Here is a 21,616-nt window from a genome sequence, read left to right as displayed (position 1 = left end):
GGCCGCTTGCACACAGAAAACACACAAGTGAGGACGGGAGCCCCGAGGCCCCGACGCCCCGGGAACCCGGGTCGCGGAGCGGCCCCGCACGTCCGACCCGAAGCCTCCGCCGGGTTCAGGGGACGCGGGAGGCCGGGACGTCGCCGTCCAGGCGGGCGCGGAGGGTGGCCTCGAAGTCCTCGGCCCGGGAGAGCTGCACGCGGAGCCTGGCGACCTGGTCGGCCGCGGCCCGCTGGTACTCCCGGACACGTGCCAGAAGGGCCTCGCGCTCGGTCGCGCCGAGGCGGCCGGTGGCGTCGGGGCGGTCGGTGGCGTCGGGGCGGTCTTCCGCGTCGAGGCGGTCGGTGGCGTCGAGCAGGTCGCGCATCTGGTCCAGGGTGAAGCCGAGGGGCTTCATGCGGCGGACGACCATGAGCCGCTGCACGTCGTTCTCGGTGTAGAGGCGGAAACCGCCCCGGGAGCGGGCGGAGGGGACGACGAGGCCGGTCTCCTCGTAGTGGCGGATGGTGCGCAGGGACAGTTCCGTGCGCGCGGAGACCTCGCCGATCCGCATGTGCTCGCCGTCCACGCCCGTGCCCCTCCGGTCCTTCTCGTCCCCGGCGGCCCGGGTCCCGGCACCGGTCTTGGCCCCGACTCCGGCTCTGGTCCCGGTCCCGACTCCGGCCCCGGCTCTGGTCCCGTCCCGGTCCCGGAGAGACGTCACCGAACCCTACCCTAACGTTAGGGTAGGGTTGCCGGACGGCGAGAGCGGTGCTCCGCTCGCCCGCCGTCGTCATGCCGGGGCCGACGGAGCCCCCGGCGAAGATCCGATGCCCGCAGGAGAGAAGCGTGCGCGAGCCCCTGACGCCCGGCGCCGCCGCCTGCCCGCCGTGACGCCCCTCCGCCACCGGACCTGAGCCCGGCTGCCCCGTCGCGCGGGCCCCTCCGGTCCCCTCCCCGCTTCGGGGCCCCGTCGTTCCGGAGCCGCCCGCGGGGTGCCGGTCCGGCGCCTCCGCCCCTTCACGTACGCCCCGGACCGCCGGACGGCGGCGTACCCGAGCACGACAGGTTCCCCCTCCTTTGTCCTCCACCGCCACCGCCGCGTCCCCGGCCGAGCGCCTGCGCGGCCTGAAGCCCGACTGGCTCCACGACCCGAAGGTCTGGCGCACCGAGGTCCTCGCCGGTCTCGTCGTCGCCCTCGCGCTGATCCCCGAGGCGATCTCCTTCTCGGTCATCGCCGGCGTCGATCCGGCGATCGGCCTGTTCGCCTCGTTCACCATGGCCGTGGTCATCTCCGTCGTCGGCGGCCGGAGGGCGATGATCTCCGCCGCCACCGGTGCCGTCGCCCTGGTCATCGCGCCCCTGAACCGCGAACACGGCTTCGGCCACCTGGTCGCGGCCGTGATCCTGGCCGGCGTCTTCCAGGTGGTCCTGGGCGCCCTCGGAGTGGCCGGGCTGATGCGGTTCGTCCCCCGCTCGGTGATGGTCGGCTTCGTCAACTCCCTCGCGATCCTGGTCTTCATGACGCAGGTGCCCGAGATGACGGACGTGCCCTGGCCGGTGTATCCGCTGATCGCCGCCGGGCTCGCCCTGATGGTGTTCTTCCCGAGGATCACCACCGTCGTCCCCGCCCCGCTCGTCTCGATCGCCGTCCTCACCGTGATCACCGTCGCGGCCGGCATCGCGGTGCCGACCGTCGGCGACAAGGGGGAGCTTCCCTCCTCGCTGCCGGTGCCGGGCCTGCCGGACGTGCCCTTCACCATGGACACCCTGACGACGGTCGCCCCGTACGCGTTCGCCATGGCGCTGGTCGGCCTGATGGAGTCGCTGATGACCGCCAAGCTGGTCGACGACATCACCGACTCCCCCTCGAACAAGACCCGCGAGTCCATCGGCCAGGGCGTCGCCAACATCGTCACCGGCTTCTTCGGCGGCATGGGCGGCTGCGCCATGATCGGCCAGACGATGATCAACGTGAAGGTCTCCGGCGCCCGCACCCGGCTGTCCACGTTCCTCGCGGGCGCGTTCCTGATGGTGCTGTGCATCGTCTTCGGGCCGGTCGTCTCCGACATCCCCATGGCCGCCCTCGTCGCCGTCATGGTCATGGTGTCGTTCGCGACCTTCGACTGGCACTCCATCGCCCCCAAGACGCTCAAGCGCATGCCCCTCGGCGAGACCGTCGTCATGCTCGTGACCGTCGCCTGCGTGATCGCCACCCACAACCTCGCCGTCGGCGTCGTCGTCGGCTCGGTCGCCGCCATGGTCGTCTTCGCCCGGCGCGTCGCCCACCTCGCCGAGGTCACGGCGGTGGCCGGCCCCGACGGCGGAACGGTGGTCTACCGCGTCACCGGCGAACTGTTCTTCGCCTCCTCCAACGACCTCGTCGGCCGGTTCGACTACGCGGGAGACCCGGCGAAGGTCGTCATCGACCTGTCCGCCGCCCATGTCTGGGACGCCTCCTCCGTCGCCGCCCTCGACGCCGTCGAGACCAAGTACGCCCGGCGCGGCAAGACCGTCGAGATCACCGGCCTCAACGACCCCAGCTCCCGGCTGCACGACAGGCTCAGCGGCGAACTCGCCTCCGGCGCCTGAACGGACGCGGCCACGGTGGGGGCGGGGGCGGGGAAAACGGCTCCGGCGGGAGGGCGACGGCCCCGGCGGAAGGAGAGGTGCCCCGGCCGGGGAAAGAAGCTCCGTCAGGCGCCGATCCATACGGGACGGGCTTCCGGACGCCCGTACCGGAGGATGCGCGGAAGGACTTCCCGCATGCGCGCCAGGTCCTCCGCGGGGGCACGAAGCAGCGCCTCGACGACGGGATCGGCCAGTCCGAGGCCGTCCAGCGACTCGGGGTCCAGGGTCACCCGCAGTACGTCGTCGTCCAGCCGCACCTCGCGCACGCAGCCGTAGGCGGTGCCCTGATCGGGCGTGACAAGGCAGTGCGTGTCCATGCCCAGGGCCACTTCCTGCGCGTCGGGCTCCTCGAAGTCGCACATGAACAACAGGGAGAACCCCTCCTCGCCGTCCGACTCGGCCACTCCTGCCATCAGACAGTCGTCCACGTCGGGATCATCGAACCCGCACGCGAACGACGCCGTGAACCTGTACGTCATCCGGATGTTCTAGCACCGAGGACCGACAACCCGGGCGCCCGCGCACCTCACACCCCGCCGGTGCCTTCTGTTCCCCGTACTTACCCGCTCGTTCGGGTGCGGGCGGGGCACGGGCGGGAAGCCGATCAGCGCGGGGCCTCGACGGTGTGCCCCAGAGCGACGAGTCCGAGCCCGACCACGAACAGGCTGGGAATGCCGAACCCGAGACAGCCGACAAGCACCGCACCGCTTCCCCAGAGCCTGGGCTGACGGACCCGCCCCGCGAGCCGGCGTCCTGGGAGGCGCCCGAGGAGCAGGGCATGGATGCCGAGGACGACGCCTGTGAGACAGAACCCGACGACGATGACCATCACCGGCAGCAACATGATCGTGAACGACGTCGACACGGCTCCCCCTCCGTACTGCCACACCTTGGGGCCAAGCCTAGAACTACGTCCGGCGGGGCGGAGATTCGCCCCGGGCCCCGGGCCCCGAGCCCCGGAAGCCGACGGTCTCGAAGGCCGTCGTGACGCGAATCGTCGCGGGCCCACACCCCGCACCCGCCGCCAGGTGAAGGGCCCCCGGCCGGACGAATAACCGGAGCCATCCACCTGCCCGGACGGCATGACAATCCAATGTCCCCCGTGACGCCCGCCAGATCGGGCATGGAAGGGGACACAGCAGTCGTCGGGGCGACTGCCGAGCCTCCTTCCCCTGCTGCTTCGATCAGAGCATGACCCACTCCGATGATCCGGCCGGCGGTACGTCCGGGCAGATGAGCCGTTCCGTCGTCTGCGGTGCGGCTTCCGTCGCGTTCTGGTTCTGCTGCCCGCTCTGGATGCTCGTCTGGATTCTTGCCCTGCCACTCGGCCTCACGGGTCTCGTCCTGGGTGCCGTCGAATGCCGCGCTGCCTCACGACAGGGCGTCAGCCGCGCGGGGCCCCTGACCGGCCTGGCGCTCTCGTCGGCGGGTACGGCAGCGGCCGTCGCGTACATGCTCTTCGTGTTCGCCCACCCGGACCTCCCACTTCAGGAGTAGCCCGGCGGAGCGGCTTCGGGCTGGTGCCGCTTCGGGGCGATTGATCACGGCCCCGTGAGCTTCCGGCACGTCGGGAAGTCTGTGGACCTGTCCGGTGAAGCAAGACGCTGGGGCCGTGATCTCAGGGGATCTTCCCGGAGCGGCTGTCCAAAAGCGCCCCGGCCACAGAGGGCGGTCTCCTCTTCCGTTCCCGCAGCCGCCGGGCACGGCCGACCGGAACGAAGACAGGAGACAGGCCGCGCCGCGAAGACGGCGCGCCCCCATGCCGTGCGCGGGCCTTGGTGAAGGAAAGCAACCCGTAACGACTCCCGACCGCTCCCCGGCCAGGACATCCGCCCCCTCATCCCGGCCACCCCCGGGCAGCACGGACGTGCTCACGCACGCGAAAGGACCGGCACCGGGGAAACGCCCCCGCACCGGCCCTCGCGCCACGAGCCCCCTGTCGGGTTCGAACCGACGACCCCCGCTTTACAAGAGCGGTGCTCTGGCCAGCTGAGCTAAGGAGGCAGCCCGTGCAGTGTATCCAAAGACGGTCCGGCGGTGACCGGGAATCTCATGGGCCGGAGGGTGCTGACAGATCCCCCCGCGCCGGGTAGCGTCACTTGCGGTTCATCCAGGTGGACTAGACCTCAATCCTTCCTTTACTCGGATCGTCCGGCACGTTCCTGCCGGTGAAGGGGCACATCACCATGGCTTCCGTCACGTTCGACAAGGCGACCCGGATCTACCCCGGCGCCACCAAGCCCTCCGTCGACCAGCTCGACATCCAGATCGCCGACGGCGAGTTCCTCGTCCTCGTCGGCCCCTCGGGCTGCGGCAAGTCGACCTCCCTCCGCATGCTCGCGGGCCTCGAGGACGTCAACGCCGGTGCCATCCGCATCGGTGACCGCGACGTCACGCACCTGCCGCCCAAGGACCGGGACATCGCCATGGTGTTCCAGAACTACGCGCTCTACCCGCACATGACCGTCGGCGACAACATGGGCTTCGCGCTCAAGATCGCCGGCGTCAACAAGGCCGAGATCCGGGCGAAGGTCGAAGAGGCCGCGAAGATGCTCGACCTCACCGAGTACCTCGACCGCAAGCCGAAGGCGCTCTCCGGCGGCCAGCGCCAGCGCGTCGCCATGGGCCGCGCCATCGTGCGCGAGCCGCAGGTCTTCCTCATGGACGAGCCGCTGTCGAACCTCGACGCCAAGCTCCGCGTCTCGACCCGTACCCAGATCGCGAGCCTCCAGCGCCGCCTGGGCATCACCACGGTCTACGTCACCCACGACCAGACCGAGGCGCTCACCATGGGCGACCGCGTCGCCGTCCTCAAGGACGGTCTGCTCCAGCAGGTCGACTCCCCGCGCAACATGTACGACAAGCCCGCCAACCTCTTCGTCGCCGGCTTCATCGGCTCCCCCGCCATGAACCTCGTCGAGGTCCCGATCGCCGACGGCGGCGTGAAGTTCGGCAACAGCGTCGTCCCGGTCTCCCGCGAGGCGATCGCCGCGGCCTCCGCCAAGGGCGACACCACGGTGACCGTCGGCGTCCGCCCCGAGCACTTCGACGTCTCGGGCCCGACGGGCAAGGACGGCCTCGCCGTCACCGTCAACGTCGTCGAGGAGCTGGGCTCGGACGGCTTCGTCTACGGCTCCACCCGCGTCGGCGGCGAGGACAAGGACCTGGTCGTCCGCGTCGGCGGCCGCGACGTCCCCGCCAAGGGCTCCACGCTGCACGTCGTCCCGCGCGCCGACGAGCTGCACGTGTTCTCGTCCTCCACGGGCGAGCGCCTCAAGAACTGACTCCGGCAACGTCCCGGAACGGCCCCGCGTCCCTCCCGGACGCGGGGCCGTTCCGCCATCCCCGCCCCCACGGTGGTTTACGGGGGAAAACCCCGGCGTTCAGGGCCCGTACCGCGCCCGGACGTCAACACCGGATTCGAAAAGCGCCCTCGAACCGTCCCCCGCGCGAGTGACTGAATGTCGCCATGGCGTTACCGGCCGCTACGCTCGTCCGCGTGACGCACACCGCCCGCCGAATCGGCCGCTCCCTCGCCCTCGTCCTCCCCGTCGTCCTGGTGCTCTCGGGAACGCTCGCCGTGTCCGCCGTCCCGTGGGCCGGCCAGGGCGCCGGGACCCAGCTGACGGCGTCCTCCAAGGACGTCTCCGTCCCGGCCGAGTCCCGCGCCCCCCAGGACGTCCTGCGCGACAGGCTCATCGTGGAGCTCCGGGAGAAGGACCCCGGCACCGCCCTCACCCACCTCCAGCGCGAGGTGGAGAACCGGCCCTCCCTCGCCCGGCACTGCTTCTCCATCGCCCGCGCCCTCGGCCGCGCCGCCGTCGAGCACTACGGCCCCGCGCGCGCCCAGTCCTTCTCCCGCCCGGTCTGCGACACCTCGTACGCGGCCGGCGTGATGCGCGCGAGCTGATCCCGTACGGCACACCGCCGCCCCACCCCCGGCGCGCCCCCGTACGGGTCGCCCGCCCGCGGCACCAACCCGCCCCCGTACGGTGCGCCCGTCCGCGGCACCGGTCCGCCCGCGCGGCGGGGCCGCGCCCTCCGTACGGCACCGCGCTCCCCGTACGGGGCCGCCGCGTGCCCTACGGGGCACGGCCGTGCCGATCCTCCGCGCCGGGCGCCTATCGTTCGCCGTATGCACATCTCTCCGACGCAGGCCGTGGTCCTGGCGGGCGGCCAGGGTTCGCGGCTGCGCCCCTACACCGACGACCGCCCCAAGCCGATGGTCGAGATCCCGGGCACCGGGACCCCGATCATCGGCCATCAGCTGTCCTGGCTGGCCTCCGAGGGCGTGACCGACGCCGTCGTCTCCTGCGGTCACCTCGCCGAAGTGCTGCAGGAGTGGCTGGAGAACGCCGACCTGCCCCTCAAGGTGACGACGGTCGTCGAGACCGAACCCCTGGGGCGCGGCGGCGGCCTGAAGTACGCCGCCGGGCACCTGCCCCACCCGGACCGGCCCTGGTACGCCACCAACGGCGACATCTGGACCCGTTTCTCGCTGCGCGAGATGGCCGCCTTCCACGCCGAGCGCGACGCCCTCGCCACCCTCGCCCTGGCCCGCCCCCGCATCCCGTGGGGCGCCGTCGAGACCGACACGTTCGGGCACATCACCGACTTCGTCGAGGCGCCGCCGTCGCCGTTCCTCATCAACGCCGGCGTCTACGTCTTCTCCGCCGCCTTCACCGAGCTGCTGCCCGCCCTCGGCGACCACGAGCGGACCACCTTCCCCCGCCTCGCCCGCGAACGGCGCCTGGCCGGCTTCCCCCTCCCCCAGGGGGCGTACTGGCGGGCCATCGACACCGCCAAGGACCTCACCGAGGCCGCCCGGGAGCTGGCCGCCCAGCGGGCCTGAACCCGTACGGACACGACGGAGGGGCGGCACCACGTGCGCGGTGCCGCCCCTCCGTCGTGTCCGTACGGGTGCCGCCTCAGCCCAGCAGGCCGCCGAGCGGGTTCCTGGCGCCGCCGTCACCGCCGCCCGTCGGGCCGCTCTCCGACGGGGTGCCGGTCGTGCCGGTCGAGCCGGTGGTGCCGCCGCCGCTCGACGTGGTGCCGGAGCCGGACGGGGTGTCGCTGGTGGACGGCGGGGGCTCCGGGTTCGTCCGCGTGGGTTCCCGGTCGCTCGTGCCGGTGCCGGCGCCCTGCGTGGCGGTCGGACGCTGTTCCCGGGTCCGGGTGGACTCGCGGGACGGCTCCGTCGGGCGGGTCGTCGCCTCCCGGGTCCGCCCGCTCTTCTCCGGGGCCCGGGTGGTCGCCGTCGGCCGGGGCGCGGCGGGCGCGGTCCTGGACGCGGAGGGGGCCCGGTCCTGCGGCTCCTCGGGGAGCGGGCGGCCGGGGAGGTGGTTGACCGGGTCGTTGTCGGGCCCGGGGACGGTGACCATCTCGGTGGAGCGGACCGCGCCGCCGAGGACGGAGCCGACGAGGAGGGTGAGGCCGACGACGACGGAGGCGAGGAGGGTTCCCCGGCGCAGGACGCGGCGGCGGAGGTCGAGGAGGTCGGCGCGGGGCCCGAGGGTCCGCCAGGCCTCGCCGGCGAGGCGGCTGTCGACGGAGTAGACCGGGGCGCCGGCGATGATCAGCGGGGACCAGGCGGCGAGGAAGATGATGTCGGCGGAGTCGTAGGCCGGGACGCTCCTCCAGCTGACGGTGAGGAGCAGGGCGGCGGAGAGCAGGGCCCCGCCGACCGCGGCGACCCGCTGCCAGAGGCCGAGGACGGTGAGGACGCCGACGACGACCTGGAGGAAGGCGACGGTGAGACCGGCGCCGACGGGGTGCTGGAGGGCGAAGTCGCGGAGGGGTTCGGCGAGGGGCCAGGGGTGGAGGGAGTTGAGCCACTTCACCATGGAGCCGCGCTCGCCGCCGTCGAAGTAGACGGGGTCGCAGAGCTTGCCCATGCCCGCGTAGACGGAGATGAAGCCGAGGAAGACGCGGAGCGGGAGGAGGACGACGCCGAGGTTCATCCGGCGCCCGGGGTAGTAGGCGTGCCGGACGGAGTCCTGGCCGTTGCGCCGGTCGGCCCGGCCGCGCGGCGCGGGGTCCTCGTGCGGCTCGTGGCCGGTCCCGGGTCGCGGCTCGTACGGCTCGTCGTAGGCGCCCTCGGCGCGGCGCATCGGCGGCAGCAGCGGCGCGGTCCCGGCGGGCACCACGGGGGTGGGCAGGGTGTCGCCGACGCGCGGGATGCCCTGGGTGGTGACCGTGTCGAACCCGCCGTGCCCGGCGGGCGCGCCGGGTCCGCCGACCGGTTCGAGGGTGGCGACGGAGGACTCGCGCACGGCCTGGAGGAGGCCGGTCGCGCCCGGGGAGGACTTTCCGGTCCACACGACGGGGCGCCGGCGCGGGCCTCCCGCGCCGGACAGGGCCGCGGCGCGGGAGGCGGCCGCGAACTTCGGTCGCGGGGCCGGCGCGAGCCGCACGCGGAAGCTGGCGTGGTTCACGATCACCTGGGCGGGATCGGAATCCACCTTGACCATGCTCAGCGCGGTCTGATCGTCGAACCCCGGCCGGGGCGTTCTGGTGTCCACACTCATCTAACCGAGTGATCCGGGTTTAGGACACTGCCTTGACGGCTCACAAATGTCCGAGACCCGTCAAGGTCGACGCCTCGGCCGGGGACCCGGCGGGGGTGCGGCCGGTGTCAGCCCATGCGGCGGCGGGCCGCCTCGTACAGCACGACACCGGCGGCGACACCGGCGTTGAGCGACTCGGCGCCGCCCGGCATCGGGATGCGGACGAGGAAGTCGCAGGTCTCGCCGACGAGCCGGGAGAGGCCCTTGCCCTCGGAGCCGACCACGATGACGACCGGACCGGACAGCGCCTCCAGCTCGTGGACCTCGTGGTCGCCGTCGGCGGCGAGGCCGACGACGGCGAGGCCCGCCTTCTGGTACGCCTCCAGGCAGCGCGTCAGGTTGGTGGCGCGGGCGACCGGGGTGCGGGCGGCGGTGCCGGCCGAGGTCTTCCAGGCACCGGCGGTCATGCCCGCCGCGCGCCGCTCGGGGACGACGACGCCGTGGCCGCCGAAGGCGGAGACGGAGCGGACGACGGCGCCGAGGTTGCGCGGGTCGGTGACGCCGTCGAGGGCGACGATCAGCGGGTCCTCGTGGTCGTCGAAGGCGGCCGCGGCCAGGTCCTCGGGGTGCGCGTACTCGTACGGCGGGACCTGGAGGACGAGGCCCTGGTGGTTGAGGCCGTTCGTCATCCGGTCGAGCTCGGGGCGCGGCGCCTCCATGATGTGGATGTTGCCGCGGCCGGTGGCGAGGTTCAGGGCCTCGCGCACGCGCTCGTCGTTGTCGATGAACTGCTGGACGTAGAGGGTCGTGGCGGGCACGCCGTCGCGCAGGGCCTCGAAGACCGGGTTGCGGCCGACGACCATCTCGGACAGGCCCTTGCCGCCGCGGCGGGCGACGGGCTTGCGCTTGGCCGCCTGCCGGGCCATCGCGTTGGAGACGCGGTACGCCTTGTGGCCCTTGCGGTTCTCGGCCCTGGGCGTCGGGCCCTTGCCTTCGAGGCCCTTGCGCCGCTGGCCACCGCTGCCGACCGTCGCACCCTTCTTGTTCGACGTGCGGCGGTTCCTGCGCTGGCTGTTCCCGGCCATGACTACCTGTTTCCTCTGCTGACGTACAAAGTCTGTCATTGAAGTGTGCCGCCCGGAGGTCCGAGCGGCACGTCTTCTAACGGTTGCCCAGCGTCCAGCGGGGGCCGTCGGGGCTGTCCTCGACGGCGAGGCCGGACCGGCCGAGCTGGTCGCGGATCGCGTCCGCGGCCGCCCAGTCCTTCCGCTCGCGCGCCGACTCGCGCTGCTGGAGCACGAGCCGCACGAGGGTGTCGACGACGCCGTGGAGCTCCTCGCCCTCGCCGGACTCCTCGGCCCAGTGCGGGTCGAGGGGGTCCAGGCCGAGGACGCCGAGCATGGCGCGGGCCTCGGCGAGGCGGGCGACGGCCTCGTCCTTGTCGTCCGCGGCGAGGGCGCTGTTGCCCTGGCGGACGGTGGTGTGGATGATCGCGAGCGCCTGCGGGACGCCCAGGTCGTCGTCCATGGCCTCGGCGAAGGCCGGCGGCACCTCGGCGGCGGGGGCGACGGGCGCCCCTGCCTTCTCGGTGGCGCGCTGGACGAAGCCCTCGATGCGGGCGAAGGCCGACTCGGCCTCGCGCAGGGCCTCCTCGCTGTACTCGATCATCGAGCGGTAGTGCGGGGTGCCCAGGTAGTAGCGCAGGACGACGGGGCGCCAGTGCTTCACCATCTCGGAGACGAGCACGCTGTTGCCGAGCGACTTCGACATCTTCTCGCCGCTCATGGTGACCCAGGCGTTGTGCACCCAGTAGCGCGCGAACTCGTCGCCGAAGGCCTTGGCCTGGGCGATCTCGTTCTCGTGGTGCGGGAAGACCAGGTCGAGGCCGCCGCCGTGGATGTCGAAGGCGGGGCCCAGGTACTTGTGGGCCATGGCCGAGCACTCCAGGTGCCAGCCGGGACGGCCGCGTCCCCAGGGCGTCTCCCAGTCGGGCTCGCCCGGCTTGGTCGCCTTCCACATGGCGAAGTCGCGCGGGTCGCGCTTGCCGGTGATGCCCTCCTCGGCGGGCTGGCGCAGGTCGTCGATGTCCTGGTTGGACAGCGCCAGGTAGTCCGGGAAGGAGCGCACGTCGAAGTAGACGCTGCCGTCGGCCTCGTAGGCGTGGCCGCGCTCGATGAGGCCGCGCATCATCTCGATCATCTCGGGGACGTGCCCGGTGGCGCGCGGCTCGTAGGTCGGCGGCAGGCAACCGAGGGCGTCGTAACCGGAGTTGAAGGCGCGCTCGTTCTCGTACCCGATGGACCACCAGGGGCGGCCCTGCTCGGCCGCCTTCGCGATGATCTTGTCGTCGATGTCGGTGACGTTGCGGACGAACGTGACGTCGTAGCCGCGGTACTCGAACCAGCGGCGCATGATGTCGAAGTTCAGCCCCGACCGGATGTGTCCGATGTGCGGGGCCGCCTGGACGGTGGCACCACACAGGTAGATCGAGACGCAGCCCGGCGTGAGCGGGGTGAAGTCACGGATCTGCCGGGCGCTGGTGTCGTACAGGCGAATGGTCACCCCCCCAGGGTAGTGGGCGCGGGGTGGTGCCCCGCGACCCGTTCCCGGGCGCGGGGCACGTTTTCCGGCGGGTGCGCCGCCTCAGGGGGCGGTCACGGGGTACACCAGGGCGGTCGCGAGGGCGGCGAGGCCCTCGGCGCGGCCGGTGAGGCCGAGTCCGTCCGTGGTGGTGCCGGAGACGGAGACGGGTGCGCCGGCCGCCTCGCTCAGCGCCTTCTGCGCCTCGTCGCGCCGCTTGCCGATCTTGGGGCGGACGCCGACGACCTGCACGGCGATGTTGCCGATCTCGTACCCCTCGGCGCGGACGATCCGGGCGGCCTCGGCGAGCAGGGTGACGCCGGAGGCCCCGGACCACTCGGGGCGCGAGGTCCCGAAGTGGGCGCCGAGGTCGCCGACGCCGGCGGCGGAGAAGAGGGCGTCGCAGGCGGCGTGGGCGGCGACGTCGCCGTCGGAGTGCCCGGCGAGCCCGTAGCCGTCGCTCTCGGCGGCGTCCCAGAGGAGGCCCGCGCACCACAGCGCGCGGCCCTTCTCGAAGGCGTGGACGTCGGTGCCGATGCCGGTGCGGGGGAGCGCGGGAAGCACGGGAAGCGCGGGCGGCTCAGAAGCCATCGTTGGCCCTCCTGCGGGCGAGTACGGCCTCGGCGAGGACGAGGTCGAGGGGGCGGGTGACCTTGAAGGCCTCTTCGTGGCCGGGCACGACGACGACGGGCGCGCCGAGCCTCTCGACCATGCCGGCGTCGTCGGTGGCGCCCTCCCCGGCGAGGGCGACGGTGGCGTGGGCGTTCACGAGGGTGTCGCGGTCGAAGCCCTGCGGGGTCTGGACGGCGCGGAGGCGGGCGCGGGGCGGCGTGGCGACGACCTGCTCGGGGTCGCCGGGCCCCTCCGCCGGCTCGACCTCCTTGACGGTGTCGGCCACGGGCAGCGCGGGGACGACGGCGACGGCCCCGTCCCGTACGGCCTCGATGACGGCGTCCACGGTGTCGACGGGGACCAGGGGGCGGGCCGCGTCGTGGACGAGGACGGTGGTGACGCCCCCGGGGAGCGCTTCGAGTCCGAGGCGCACGGACTCCTGGCGGGTGTCGCCGCCGGGGACGACCAGGTAGTCGGTGCGTTCGGGGAGGGCGTGGGCGTCGAGGAGGTTCTTGACCTCGGCGGCGCCGTCCGGGGGGGCGACCACGACGACGAGCGAGACCGCGCGGGAGGCGGCCATCGCGCGGACGGCGTGGATGAGCATGGGGGTGCCGCTCAGCGCGCGCAGCGCCTTGGGGGCGCCCGGGCCGAGGCGTACGCCCCGTCCGGCCGCCGGGATCACCACGGCGGTACGACGGGGACGCGCTTCGTCTGACATCGGTTGCACTCCGGCAGGTTTGTTTCCGCGGCCGACATGGGTAAGGCACTCACCGTGCCGGACGCTCCGCCTTGACCGGGCCCTTTCCGTGACGACGGTCGAGGCGTTGCCGCCCAGCACAGGGGGTTCGGACACAGCGGGGCACGCGGGCACTCATCGGCCGCTCCCCGGCTGCTTCTCCACTTGTTCTCGGCGCCGTACGCGCGCGTCCGGGTCCGTGCGTACCGGCCGTGCGCGCGGCGTTCACGCACGCGGTCGCGCGAGGACGTGTGTGAGACGCGCGCGAACGGTTATGAGTGGTGGGGATGGTACGTACGCGAACATGCCGCGGCGCCCGGCGACAGCACTGTGTGGATCACAGCGCGTCGGCGGGCACCACGGCATCGCTTCGCTCGGCAACGCGCTCCGGTGTGGTCGGAGCGCGCTCAGGACGCGAGGACCTCGTCGAGGAGGGCCTCGGCCTTGTCCTCGTTCGTGTTCTCCGCGAGGGCCAGCTCGCTGACCAGGATCTGCCGCGCCTTGGCGAGCATGCGCTTCTCACCTGCGGAGAGACCCCGCTCGCGCTCGCGCCGCCACAGGTCGCGGACCACTTCGGCGACCTTGATGACATCGCCGGAGGCGAGCTTCTCGAGGTTCGCCTTGTACCGACGGGACCAGTTCGTCGGCTCTTCGGCGTACGGCGCGCGCAGTACCTCGAAGACCCGGTCCAGCCCGTCCTGCCCGACTACGTCGCGGACCCCGACGAACTCCGCGTTGTCCGCCGGCACGCGGACCGTCAGGTCACCCTGCGCGACCTTGAGCACCAAGTAGGTCTTGTCCACGCCTTTGATCTGGCGAGTTTCGATGGCCTCGATCAGCGCGGCCCCGTGATGGGGATAGACCACGGTGTCGCCAACCTTGAACGTCATGTGACAGGTACCCCTTCCGTGGCTATCCAGGGTAACACGGATACGGCTTCTTCTGAATGGCGTTTTCGCAGGTCAGGGCATATCTCGGGGCTTGACAACAGCGATGCGGACGTGCTGCGGAAGGCTTCCGGAGGGAGGTATTCGCAGGTCGGAGCGGCTGTCCGGACGGAGAGAAACGCGTACGTTACACCCACTCGCCCCTCCACGAAGAAGGCGTGATGTGCCGTTTTGTCTGCTTCGGAGTGGCCTTCTTCACGTACTCCGTTCGAGGATCGACCACCCGTACGGATGGATCACGGGGTGATTCCCGGAATTGATCAACCGGGATCGGTCGACATCGGCCCGGGATTTTCCGGAGGCGCGGCTCCGGGGAATGCGCGGCGTCCGCGAATTGATCAAGGCGCTTATGTGAACAACAGGTCAATGGGTCGCGATCCGGCCACGCCGACGCGGGCACGGCGGCCGGGGAGGCTCCCGGGGGCGCTCCGCCGGGCCCCGCGGGGGAGGCGGGAGGCGGCCGTCGCGGGTTAGGGGCGGGTCGGGTGCGGGACGGAGAGTGCGGCTCGGTAACCTGATCGCGCTGACACGCCTTTAGTTGGCCCTGGTCCCCCAGTCCGTCCGTACGTCCTAGGAGATGCCGCCGCCGTGAGCCGCAGCCTTCGACGCGGCGCCCTCGCCGCCACCGCCATCGTGTTCTCCGTCGCCGCCCTGTCCGCCTGTGGAGCGGGCAACGACGCGCAGACCCTCCAGATCCGTCCGGACAACGCCGCCGTCACGGTGGACGACGTCAAGATCCAGAACGCGCTGGTGATCACCCAGCCCGAGCCCGGCGCCAAGGGTCCGGCCGCCGTCTCGGCCACCGTCTTCAACGGCGGCAGCGAGCCGCAGACCCTCGACGCGATCACCCTCCCGGGCACCGACGCCGTCGTGAAGCTGAAGCCGGCCAAGGGCAGCGGCCCGGTCACCGTCCCGGCCGGCGGCTCCCTCGTCCTCGGCGGCGCGGGCAACGCCACCGCCCTGATCGAGAGCGGCGCCGAGTCCGCCAAGGACGGCAACGCGCAGAAGGTCGTCTTCAAGCTGAGCAAGACCGGCGAGGTCGGCCTGGCCGCCTTCGTGGTCCCCGCCACCAGCTACTTCAAGGACTTCGGCCCGTCGATCGTCCCCGCTCCCCCGGGCGCCTCGCCGTCCGCGTCCGCGTCGGCATCGCCGTCGGGCGAGGCCGGACACGGCGCGGAGGGCTCCGCGTCGCCGTCGGGCGGGGCGAGCCACGGGACCGGCCACTGACCGGCCGCACCCGCCTGCGCGTGAAGGGGCGCCCCCCTGGGAGGGGGGCGCCCCTTCACGCGTGCGCACGGTCCGCCGCGGCGAACCGCCGTTCCTCCTACGGCTCGAACTTGTAGCCCAGGCCGCGGACCGTCACCAGGTAGCGCGGGGCGCCCGGGTCCGGCTCGATCTTGGCGCGCAGCCGCTTCACGTGGACGTCGAGGGTCTTGGTGTCGCCGACGTAGTCCGCGCCCCACACCCGGTCGATGAGCTGCATGCGGGTCAGCACGCGGCCCGCGTTGCGCAGCAGCATCTCCAGGAGGTCGAACTCCTTCAGCGGCAGGTCCACCTTGCCGCCGGAGACCGTCACCACGTGGCGGTCGACGTCCATGCGGACCGGACCGGCCTCCAGGGCCGCCGGGGTGACCTCCTCCGGCTCGCCGCGGCGGCGCAGCACCGCGCGGATGCGGGCGACCAGCTCCCGCGAGGAGAAGGGCTTGGTCACGTAGTCGTCGGCCCCTATCTCCAGGCCGACGACCTTGTCGATCTCGCTGTCCTTGGCGGTCACCATGATGACCGGGACGTTCGAGCGGCCGCGCAGCTGGCGGCAGACCTCGGTACCGGGCAGGCCCGGGAGCATCAGGTCGAGGAGGACGAGGTCGGCTCCGTTGCGCTCGAACTCGTCGAGGCCGTCGGGCCCGGTCGCCGCGACGGCGACCTCGAATCCTTCCTTGCGGAGCATGTACGACAGGGCGTCGCTGAAGGATTCCTCATCCTCGACGACGAGCACTCGGGTCACGGAAGGACCTCCGGGGCGGGAAGCGGTTCGGTCATGAGATCGGGGGTGAGCGACGAGGCGGGCCGGCGGTCCCGTACGGAGCCCGCCTCGGGCAGCCGCAGGGTGAAGGTGGAGCCCTGGCCCTCGGTGCTCCAGACGGTGACCTCGCCGCCGTGCGAGGCGGCCACGTGCTTCACGATGGCCAGGCCGAGGCCCGTGCCGCCGGTGGCACGGGAGCGGGCGGGGTCGACGCGGTAGAAGCGCTCGAAGACGCGCTCCTTGTCCTTGTCGGGGATGCCGATGCCCTGGTCGGTGACGGCTATCTCGATGAGGTCGCCGCCGGGCGCGGCGACCTTGCGGGCCGCGATGCCGACGCGGGTGTGGGCCGGGGAGTAGTTGACGGCGTTCTCGACGAGGTTGCCGAGGGCGGCGGCGAGCTGGCCGCGGCTGCCCCAGACCCGCAGGTCGGCGGAGCCTCCGGAGACCATGGTGATCTGCTTGGTGCCGGCGGCGTGCCGGGAACGGTCGATCGCCTCGGCGACCAGCTCGTCCACGGGCACCGGCTCGGAGTCCTCCAGCGGGTCGTCGTTCTGCACGCGGGAGAGGTCGATCAGCTCCTGTACGAGGTTGGTGAGCCGGGTCGCCTCGATCTGCATCCGGCCGGCGAAGCGGGTGACCGCCTCGGGGTCGTCCGAGGCGTCCATGACCGCCTCGGAGAGCAGGGAGAGCGCGCCGACGGGCGTCTTGAGCTCATGGCTCACGTTGGCGACGAAGTCCCGGCGCACCGCTTCGATGCGCCGGGCCTCGGTGAGGTCCTCGACCAGGAGCAGGACCAGACGGGAGCCCAGCGGGGCGACGCGGGCGGAGACCGCGAGGGCCTCGCCGCGCCCGGTGCCGCGCCGGGGCAGGTCCAGTTCGACCTGCCGTATCTCCCCGTCGCGGCGGGTGTCGCGGGCCATGGTGAGCATGGCGTCGACGGCCAGTTTGCCGCCCCGGACCAGACCGAGCGCGTACGCCGCCGAGCTGGCCTTCACCACGGAGTCGCTCTCGTCGAGGACGACCGCGGAGGAGCGCAGCACGGACAGCACGGTGTCGACGCCGGGCGGGAGCACGGCGTCGGTGTGCAGCGAGGTACGGGTGGGTCGCGTCTGGTCGCGTTCGCTCCAGCGGAACGCCAGCATGGCGATCACGCCGGTGCACACTCCGGCGATCGCTGCCAATGCGGCGACCGCCGCGTTCACGTCCATGCCTCAAGGTTATGCGGGCCGGAGGACGCTCTCCCAGCCGTACGAGTGGCTGCTCGAACACTCGTCGCCCAGAGTTCACCCTGGGGACGGGGCCGGTTCACTTGCCCCGGCGGACGCGGTGGCGTGCGTCGCCCAGAGTTCACCTGGGAGACGGGACCGGTTCACACGAGGAGGTGGAACCGGACGCGTAGGGGGCCGAACGTGGGAACGTGGGGGTCCGAGCCCCACCCGGACCGGAGCATCCGGGACGCCCGGAGCCCCCGGACGTCCGGGTCTCCGATCTCCCGGACCTTCCGGGATCTCCGGGTTTCCGGGGTCCCCGGAGTTTCCGGCCTTCCGGGTTTCCGGATCTTCCGGTCTCCCGGACCTTCCGGAGCCTTGCGCAGAGCTAGAGAGGGACATCGATGCGGGACGCGTACCACGAGGAACTGGACTCGATCGGCGAGAGCCTGGTCGAGATGGCCCGACTCGTCGGATCGGCGATCGGGCGCGCCACGACGGCGATGCTCGACGCCGACCTGAAGCTCGCGGAGAGCGTGATCGCGGCGGACCAGAAGGTCGACGACCTCCAGCACGACCTGGAGGCGCGGGCGATAGCGCTGCTCGCCCGCCAGCAGCCGGTGGCGACGGACCTGCGGATCGTGGTGACCTCGCTGCGGATGAGCGCCGACCTGGAGCGCTCCGGCGACCTGGCGCAGCACGTCGCGAAGCTGGCGCGGCTGCGGTTCCCGGAATCGGCGGTGCCGCGGGACCTGCACGCGACCATCCTGGAGATGGGCCAGCTCGCGCAGCGCCTGATGGCGAAGGCGGCGGAGGTCATCATCACGAAGGACGTCGACCTGGCGCTCCAGCTGGAGCAGGACGACGACGAGATGGACCTGCTGCACCGGACGCTGTTCCGGCACCTGATGGACGACCGCTGGAAGCACGGCATCGAGACGGCGGTGGACGTGACGCTGCTCGGCCGGTACTACGAGCGGTTCGCGGACCACGCGGTGTCGGTGGCGAAGCGGGTGGTGTATCTGGTGACGGGCGAGCACGCGGACGAGCTGCAGGCGGCGGAGGCGCCGGTGGAGGGGGCGTAGCGGCTCCCCGCCGGACCGCCCGGGGCGCACAGGTGTGCGGGCTCCGGTGCGCCGTTGATGCGCCGGTCCGGGTGGGCATGCAATGGGGGGAGGCGATCCGCGCCTCGAAAGGGAGGGACCCTCATGGCCGATTCCCCGATGACGACCGAATCCGGGACGGAGCCGCCGCGCGAGGCGGTCCTGCTGCCCGTCCTCGGCGCCTGCGGCTGCGGCTCGGGCTGCGGCTGCGGATGCCAGTCGGGCGGTCCGTGCCAGTGCGGGGGCTGCTCGGGCTGAACGGGGGGAGGGGGGTGCGGCGAGCCGCATCCCCCTTTTCCTCCTCACCGGAGGTCGAGCACCCCGACGACCTGCCGTCCGCTGTGCTCACCGGTGGTGCGGAAACCGAGCCGGCGGTAGAACGCGCCGGGCCCGTCGTCGCCGGGCTCCCAGGTGACGTACATCCGCTCCGCGCCGCGCCGCCGCAGCTCGTCGGCGACGGCGCGGACCGCGAAGCGCCCGTACCCCTCGCCCTGCGCGTCGGCGGAGATGGCGAGCCGCCAGAGCCCGCTGCGGCGGTCGGCGGGGTCCTCCTCCTTCCACGCGATGTCGACGAAGGCCATGAGGAACCCGACGAGCCGGTCCCCGTCGAGGATCAGCCGGGGCCAGGCGGTCTCGCCGAAGGCGTAGGCCTCGGCGAGGGAGCGCACGACGGGGGCGACGTTCCGTTCCTGGTGGGGGTGGACGCGGAGGCCGAGGGCGGCGTCGACGTTGGCGGGGGTGATCTCCTCCAGACGGAGCGAGGTGCCCGTACCGTTCGTGCTGCTCAGGGGGCTCATGGTGCTCATGGTGCGGACGCTAACGACTCCGTACGCGTCCGTCGCGCGATTTACCCGCGCCCGCCGGAACGCGGGGGCTCGTACCGGCCGGTGAAAGGAATCGCCGGGGCGGCGGGGGCACGCCCGTTCCGGGCGGACCGGTCCGGTCCGGTCGGGTCGGGTCGAGGCCGGTCCGGTCGATGCCGACCCGATCCGGTCCGGTCGGGGGCCGATCCGGTCCGGTCCGGTCGGGGGCCGATCCGGTCCGGTCCGGTCGGGGGCCGATCCGGTCCGGTCCGGTCGGGGCCGGTCCCGCGCACCCGGTTCTCCGCCACCGTGCCGTCTGCTTGACTTCGGTCCTGAGCGGAGGGGAGCGCGTACGTGCCACTGGAATTCGGGTTGTGGCGGGTGGACGACAAGCCCGTGCGGGTCGTGACGCGGCCGATGCCGCTGGAGTCGCGGCTGGAAGGACTGATCGAGGCCGATCCGGAGATCCTGGGGAAACCGCTCCTCCTGATCGGCCGCCAGGTGCCCACGCGGCACGGCACGTTCGTCGACCTCCTCGGCATGGACGCGGAGGGGAGCCTGCACGTCCTCGAACTCAAACGGGACCGCACGCCCCGTGACGTGGTCGCACAGGTCCTCGACTACGGCTCCTGGGTCCAGGAGCTGACCAACGAGCAGGTGCGCGACATCTACGGCTCGTACGCCCGCGAGAGGAACCTGCCCGCGGAACTGGACGAGGCCTTCGCCCTGAGGTTCGGCGGCAGCCCGCCGGAGGCCCTGAACTCCACCCACTCCCTGACCGTCGTCGCGAGCGAGGTCGACGCGGCGACGGAGCGGATCGTCGGCTACCTGGCCTCCGGGTTCCAGGTGCCGGTCAACGTGCTCTTCTTCCGGTACTTCGAGGACGGGGGCCGCTCCTACCTGGCCCGCACCTGGCTGATCGACGACGCCGGGGCGGCGGCGCCGTCGGCGGGGGCGAAGGGGCGCGGAAAGCGGGAACCGTGGAACGGGACGGACTGGTACGTCTCGTTCGGCGACGAGCGCGAGGGCCGCAACTGGGACGACGCGCGCCGCTACGGCTTCGTGTCGGCCGGCGGCGGGGAGTGGTTCTCCCGCACGATCCGCTCCCTGCCGGTCGGAGGGCGCGTCTTCACCCACATACCGAAGGCCGGGTACGTGGGGGTCGGCACCGTGTCGGGCGAGGCCCGTCCCTTCGAGGAGGCCCTCCTCGTCGTGGAAGGCGAGAGCCGGCTCATGAGCGGCCTGCCCCTGGCGGGCACCTACCGGCCGGCCGGGACGGACGCCCCGCGGGACGGGGAGGACCGCCGCGAGTGGATCGTCCCGGTCACGTGGGAACGCGCCGTGCCCCGCGAGGAGGCACTGTGGCGCCCGGGCTTCTTCGCCAACCAGAACTCCGCCTGCAAACTCCGGGCCCGCTTCACGATCGACGGGGTCTCCCAGCACTTCGGCGTGAGCGAGGACACCGCCGACGCCTGAGCACCGGGAGGACCGTCGCCACCGGCCATCAGGGCCGCACGCCCTGGACCGATGGGCTGGGGCCGGGGCGGGTGCACGATGCGACCACCCCGGCACGGCGATCACACCACCCGGAGAACCGAACAAGATCGCTTTGCCGCACCTGCACGCAGCCGGAGAGGAAGCCCGGCACCGGCACTCGTCGAAGCGCATCACCGTCGAGCACGCACCAGCTCGTTGGTTCGTGTCCGACCGGGCGAGGGGGAGGCACGCAGAGGGAGAGGTCAGTAGGTACCGCGCCAGATGGTCAACTTCAGGGTGACGTATCCCTCCTTGTCTCCACCCCCGGTCATCTCGGCGAGTGCGATGAGTCCGGTCGGGGCGAGGATGCAGAAGCGGTCACCGACTGACAGGGAGTAGATGGAGATGCGGTTCGTGAATCGAGTGACCGTGCTGCACGTGTCGTAGGTGCCGGGTTCCTTCCGGTCCAGATAGACAAACTGTCCCGTGTCGGTGTGCAGATGGCCCGAGTACCAGTAGATCTCCCGCTGATCATCGCGGCTGACGGGGCGCAGCTCGTCGAGGGCGAAGCCGTATTCCTTCGCCAGCTCCACGGTCTGGACTTTGTAGACGTCGGAAGGTCGTCCGGTGGGCGCAGACGCCGGCGTCGTTGACGTCTCCGCGGCGGGACTCGGTGTCGGCGATTCCGCCGCTGGGGAGGACACGGTCGCCGGAGGCGCCGGGGAACTGGCCGTAGGCGAGTGTACAAACACGGGGAGGCCGAGAAACCCGAGGAGCAGTCCTGCCACGGCCGTGACAGCCGAGATCCATGCGGGCACGTCTGCGAAGCGTCCACGCCGGGGTGTTTCGCCGGCTGAATCGGTCCCGGGCCCTGGTGAGTCGGTAGATGGTTCGGGCGCGGCGGTCATGGCTCTCTCCCCCCAGAGTCAGTGTGAAGCGTGCCGCATTCTGGGGTGTGCGAACCTAACCTCAGGCCAGAACCTTGAGAATGGCCAAAACCTTTCCCTGTACC

Annotated in this window: 22 protein-coding genes and 1 tRNA gene; 9 read left to right on the top strand and 14 right to left on the bottom strand. The window is 72.1% G+C overall.

What is annotated here, in order from left to right:
• Window positions 1-115: 115 nt before the first annotated feature.
• Complete coding sequence (locus ACZ3IL_RS24610) at window positions 116-568, bottom strand: MerR family transcriptional regulator (RefSeq protein ID WP_467393456.1); 453 nt, start codon at window positions 566-568, stop codon at window positions 116-118.
• A 491-nt stretch (window positions 569-1,059) separates the two neighbouring features.
• On the opposite strand from ACZ3IL_RS24610, the gene ACZ3IL_RS24605 reads away from it, so the two are divergent.
• Window positions 1,060-2,571, top strand: a complete 1,512-nt coding sequence (locus ACZ3IL_RS24605; RefSeq protein WP_467393454.1) for a SulP family inorganic anion transporter — start codon at window positions 1,060-1,062, stop codon at window positions 2,569-2,571.
• A 104-nt stretch (window positions 2,572-2,675) separates the two neighbouring features.
• On the opposite strand, the gene ACZ3IL_RS24600 is transcribed toward ACZ3IL_RS24605, so the two are convergent.
• Both ACZ3IL_RS24600 and ACZ3IL_RS24595 read right to left on the bottom strand, forming a co-directional pair.
• Window positions 2,676-3,089 (bottom strand): Imm10 family immunity protein, encoded by a 414-nt coding sequence (locus ACZ3IL_RS24600; RefSeq protein ID WP_467393452.1) that lies wholly within the window; start codon window positions 3,087-3,089, stop codon window positions 2,676-2,678.
• A 125-nt stretch (window positions 3,090-3,214) separates the two neighbouring features.
• Window positions 3,215-3,475: a hypothetical protein gene (locus tag ACZ3IL_RS24595; RefSeq protein ID WP_467393450.1), complete on the bottom strand. Its 261-nt coding sequence runs from the start codon at window positions 3,473-3,475 to the stop codon at window positions 3,215-3,217.
• Between the two features lie 326 nt (window positions 3,476-3,801).
• On the opposite strand from ACZ3IL_RS24595, the gene ACZ3IL_RS24590 reads away from it, so the two are divergent.
• Window positions 3,802-4,107, top strand: a complete 306-nt coding sequence (locus tag ACZ3IL_RS24590; protein WP_467393448.1) for a hypothetical protein — start codon at window positions 3,802-3,804, stop codon at window positions 4,105-4,107.
• A 433-nt stretch (window positions 4,108-4,540) separates the two neighbouring features.
• On the opposite strand, the gene ACZ3IL_RS24585 is transcribed toward ACZ3IL_RS24590, so the two are convergent.
• Window positions 4,541-4,614: transfer RNA gene (locus ACZ3IL_RS24585), tRNA-Thr, on the bottom strand.
• 182 nt (window positions 4,615-4,796) lie between these two features.
• Between ACZ3IL_RS24585 and ACZ3IL_RS24580 the strand changes: the two genes are divergently transcribed.
• From ACZ3IL_RS24580 to ACZ3IL_RS24570, 3 genes are all read left to right on the top strand, one after another.
• Window positions 4,797-5,894 carry an ABC transporter ATP-binding protein gene (locus tag ACZ3IL_RS24580; RefSeq protein WP_467393446.1) on the top strand — a complete coding sequence of 366 codons (1,098 nt, stop codon included), beginning with the start codon at window positions 4,797-4,799 and terminating at the stop codon, window positions 5,892-5,894.
• Window positions 5,895-6,109: 215 nt separating this feature from the next.
• Window positions 6,110-6,520 (top strand): hypothetical protein, encoded by a 411-nt coding sequence (locus ACZ3IL_RS24575; RefSeq protein ID WP_467393444.1) that lies wholly within the window; start codon window positions 6,110-6,112, stop codon window positions 6,518-6,520.
• 225 nt (window positions 6,521-6,745) lie between these two features.
• The gene (locus ACZ3IL_RS24570) at window positions 6,746-7,462 is read left to right on the top strand and encodes a nucleotidyltransferase family protein (protein WP_467393442.1); all 717 of its coding nucleotides are present in this window, start codon (window positions 6,746-6,748) and stop codon (window positions 7,460-7,462) included.
• Between the two features lie 76 nt (window positions 7,463-7,538).
• Here the strand turns inward: ACZ3IL_RS24570 and ACZ3IL_RS24565 are convergent, their stop codons facing one another.
• The 6 genes from ACZ3IL_RS24565 to ACZ3IL_RS24540 all read right to left on the bottom strand — a co-directional run bounded on the left by ACZ3IL_RS24565 (window position 7,539) and on the right by ACZ3IL_RS24540 (window position 13,934).
• Complete coding sequence (locus ACZ3IL_RS24565; protein WP_467393440.1) at window positions 7,539-9,137, bottom strand: DoxX family membrane protein; 1,599 nt, start codon at window positions 9,135-9,137, stop codon at window positions 7,539-7,541.
• Between the two features lie 107 nt (window positions 9,138-9,244).
• Window positions 9,245-10,201 (bottom strand): 23S rRNA (guanosine(2251)-2'-O)-methyltransferase RlmB, encoded by a 957-nt coding sequence (gene rlmB, locus ACZ3IL_RS24560; RefSeq protein ID WP_467393438.1) that lies wholly within the window; start codon window positions 10,199-10,201, stop codon window positions 9,245-9,247.
• Between the two features lie 76 nt (window positions 10,202-10,277).
• A complete protein-coding gene (cysS, locus tag ACZ3IL_RS24555) occupies window positions 10,278-11,678 on the bottom strand; it encodes a cysteine--tRNA ligase (RefSeq protein WP_467393436.1) in 1,401 nt (466 codons plus the stop codon).
• 81 nt (window positions 11,679-11,759) lie between these two features.
• Complete coding sequence (gene ispF, locus ACZ3IL_RS24550) at window positions 11,760-12,287, bottom strand: 2-C-methyl-D-erythritol 2,4-cyclodiphosphate synthase (protein WP_467393434.1); 528 nt, start codon at window positions 12,285-12,287, stop codon at window positions 11,760-11,762.
• Complete coding sequence (gene ispD / locus ACZ3IL_RS24545) at window positions 12,277-13,026, bottom strand: 2-C-methyl-D-erythritol 4-phosphate cytidylyltransferase (RefSeq protein WP_467393432.1); 750 nt, start codon at window positions 13,024-13,026, stop codon at window positions 12,277-12,279. Before ispD ends, ispF begins: the two co-directional genes overlap by 11 nt.
• A gap of 425 nt (window positions 13,027-13,451) precedes the next feature.
• On the bottom strand, window positions 13,452-13,934 hold the full coding sequence (locus ACZ3IL_RS24540; RefSeq protein WP_003953493.1) for a CarD family transcriptional regulator: 483 nt from the start codon (window positions 13,932-13,934) through the stop codon (window positions 13,452-13,454).
• A gap of 645 nt (window positions 13,935-14,579) precedes the next feature.
• On the opposite strand from ACZ3IL_RS24540, the gene ACZ3IL_RS24535 reads away from it, so the two are divergent.
• A complete protein-coding gene (locus ACZ3IL_RS24535; protein WP_467393430.1) occupies window positions 14,580-15,218 on the top strand; it encodes a copper chaperone PCu(A)C in 639 nt (212 codons plus the stop codon).
• Window positions 15,219-15,315: 97 nt separating this feature from the next.
• Here the strand turns inward: ACZ3IL_RS24535 and phoP are convergent, their stop codons facing one another.
• Both phoP and phoR read right to left on the bottom strand, forming a co-directional pair.
• The gene (gene phoP / locus ACZ3IL_RS24530; RefSeq protein ID WP_465270246.1) at window positions 15,316-15,987 is read right to left on the bottom strand and encodes a two-component system response regulator PhoP; all 672 of its coding nucleotides are present in this window, start codon (window positions 15,985-15,987) and stop codon (window positions 15,316-15,318) included.
• A gap of 5 nt (window positions 15,988-15,992) precedes the next feature.
• Complete coding sequence (gene phoR / locus ACZ3IL_RS24525) at window positions 15,993-17,222, bottom strand: two-component system sensor histidine kinase PhoR (protein ID WP_467393428.1); 1,230 nt, start codon at window positions 17,220-17,222, stop codon at window positions 15,993-15,995.
• A 404-nt stretch (window positions 17,223-17,626) separates the two neighbouring features.
• Between phoR and phoU the strand changes: the two genes are divergently transcribed.
• Window positions 17,627-18,307 (top strand): phosphate signaling complex protein PhoU, encoded by a 681-nt coding sequence (gene phoU / locus ACZ3IL_RS24520; protein WP_467393426.1) that lies wholly within the window; start codon window positions 17,627-17,629, stop codon window positions 18,305-18,307.
• Window positions 18,308-18,430: 123 nt separating this feature from the next.
• On the top strand, window positions 18,431-18,583 hold the full coding sequence (locus ACZ3IL_RS24515; RefSeq protein WP_467393424.1) for a hypothetical protein: 153 nt from the start codon (window positions 18,431-18,433) through the stop codon (window positions 18,581-18,583).
• A gap of 44 nt (window positions 18,584-18,627) precedes the next feature.
• Here the strand turns inward: ACZ3IL_RS24515 and ACZ3IL_RS24510 are convergent, their stop codons facing one another.
• The gene (locus tag ACZ3IL_RS24510) at window positions 18,628-19,131 is read right to left on the bottom strand and encodes a GNAT family N-acetyltransferase (RefSeq protein ID WP_467393422.1); all 504 of its coding nucleotides are present in this window, start codon (window positions 19,129-19,131) and stop codon (window positions 18,628-18,630) included.
• 351 nt (window positions 19,132-19,482) lie between these two features.
• Here ACZ3IL_RS24510 and ACZ3IL_RS24505 point away from each other — a divergent pair, with 351 nt between their 5' ends.
• Entirely contained in the window at window positions 19,483-20,604 is a 1,122-nt protein-coding gene (locus tag ACZ3IL_RS24505) for an endonuclease NucS domain-containing protein (RefSeq protein ID WP_467393420.1), read from the top strand.
• Between the two features lie 263 nt (window positions 20,605-20,867).
• On the opposite strand, the gene ACZ3IL_RS24500 is transcribed toward ACZ3IL_RS24505, so the two are convergent.
• Window positions 20,868-21,197, bottom strand: coding sequence for a hypothetical protein (locus ACZ3IL_RS24500; RefSeq protein WP_467393418.1), 330 nt, complete (start codon window positions 21,195-21,197; stop codon window positions 20,868-20,870).
• Window positions 21,198-21,616: the final 419 nt, after the last annotated feature.

It is taken from the genome of Streptomyces sp. NPDC014907, from assembly GCF_055562975.1.
Note: the sequence above shows the minus strand (reverse complement) of the source record. Positions and strands in the feature narration are given on the sequence as shown.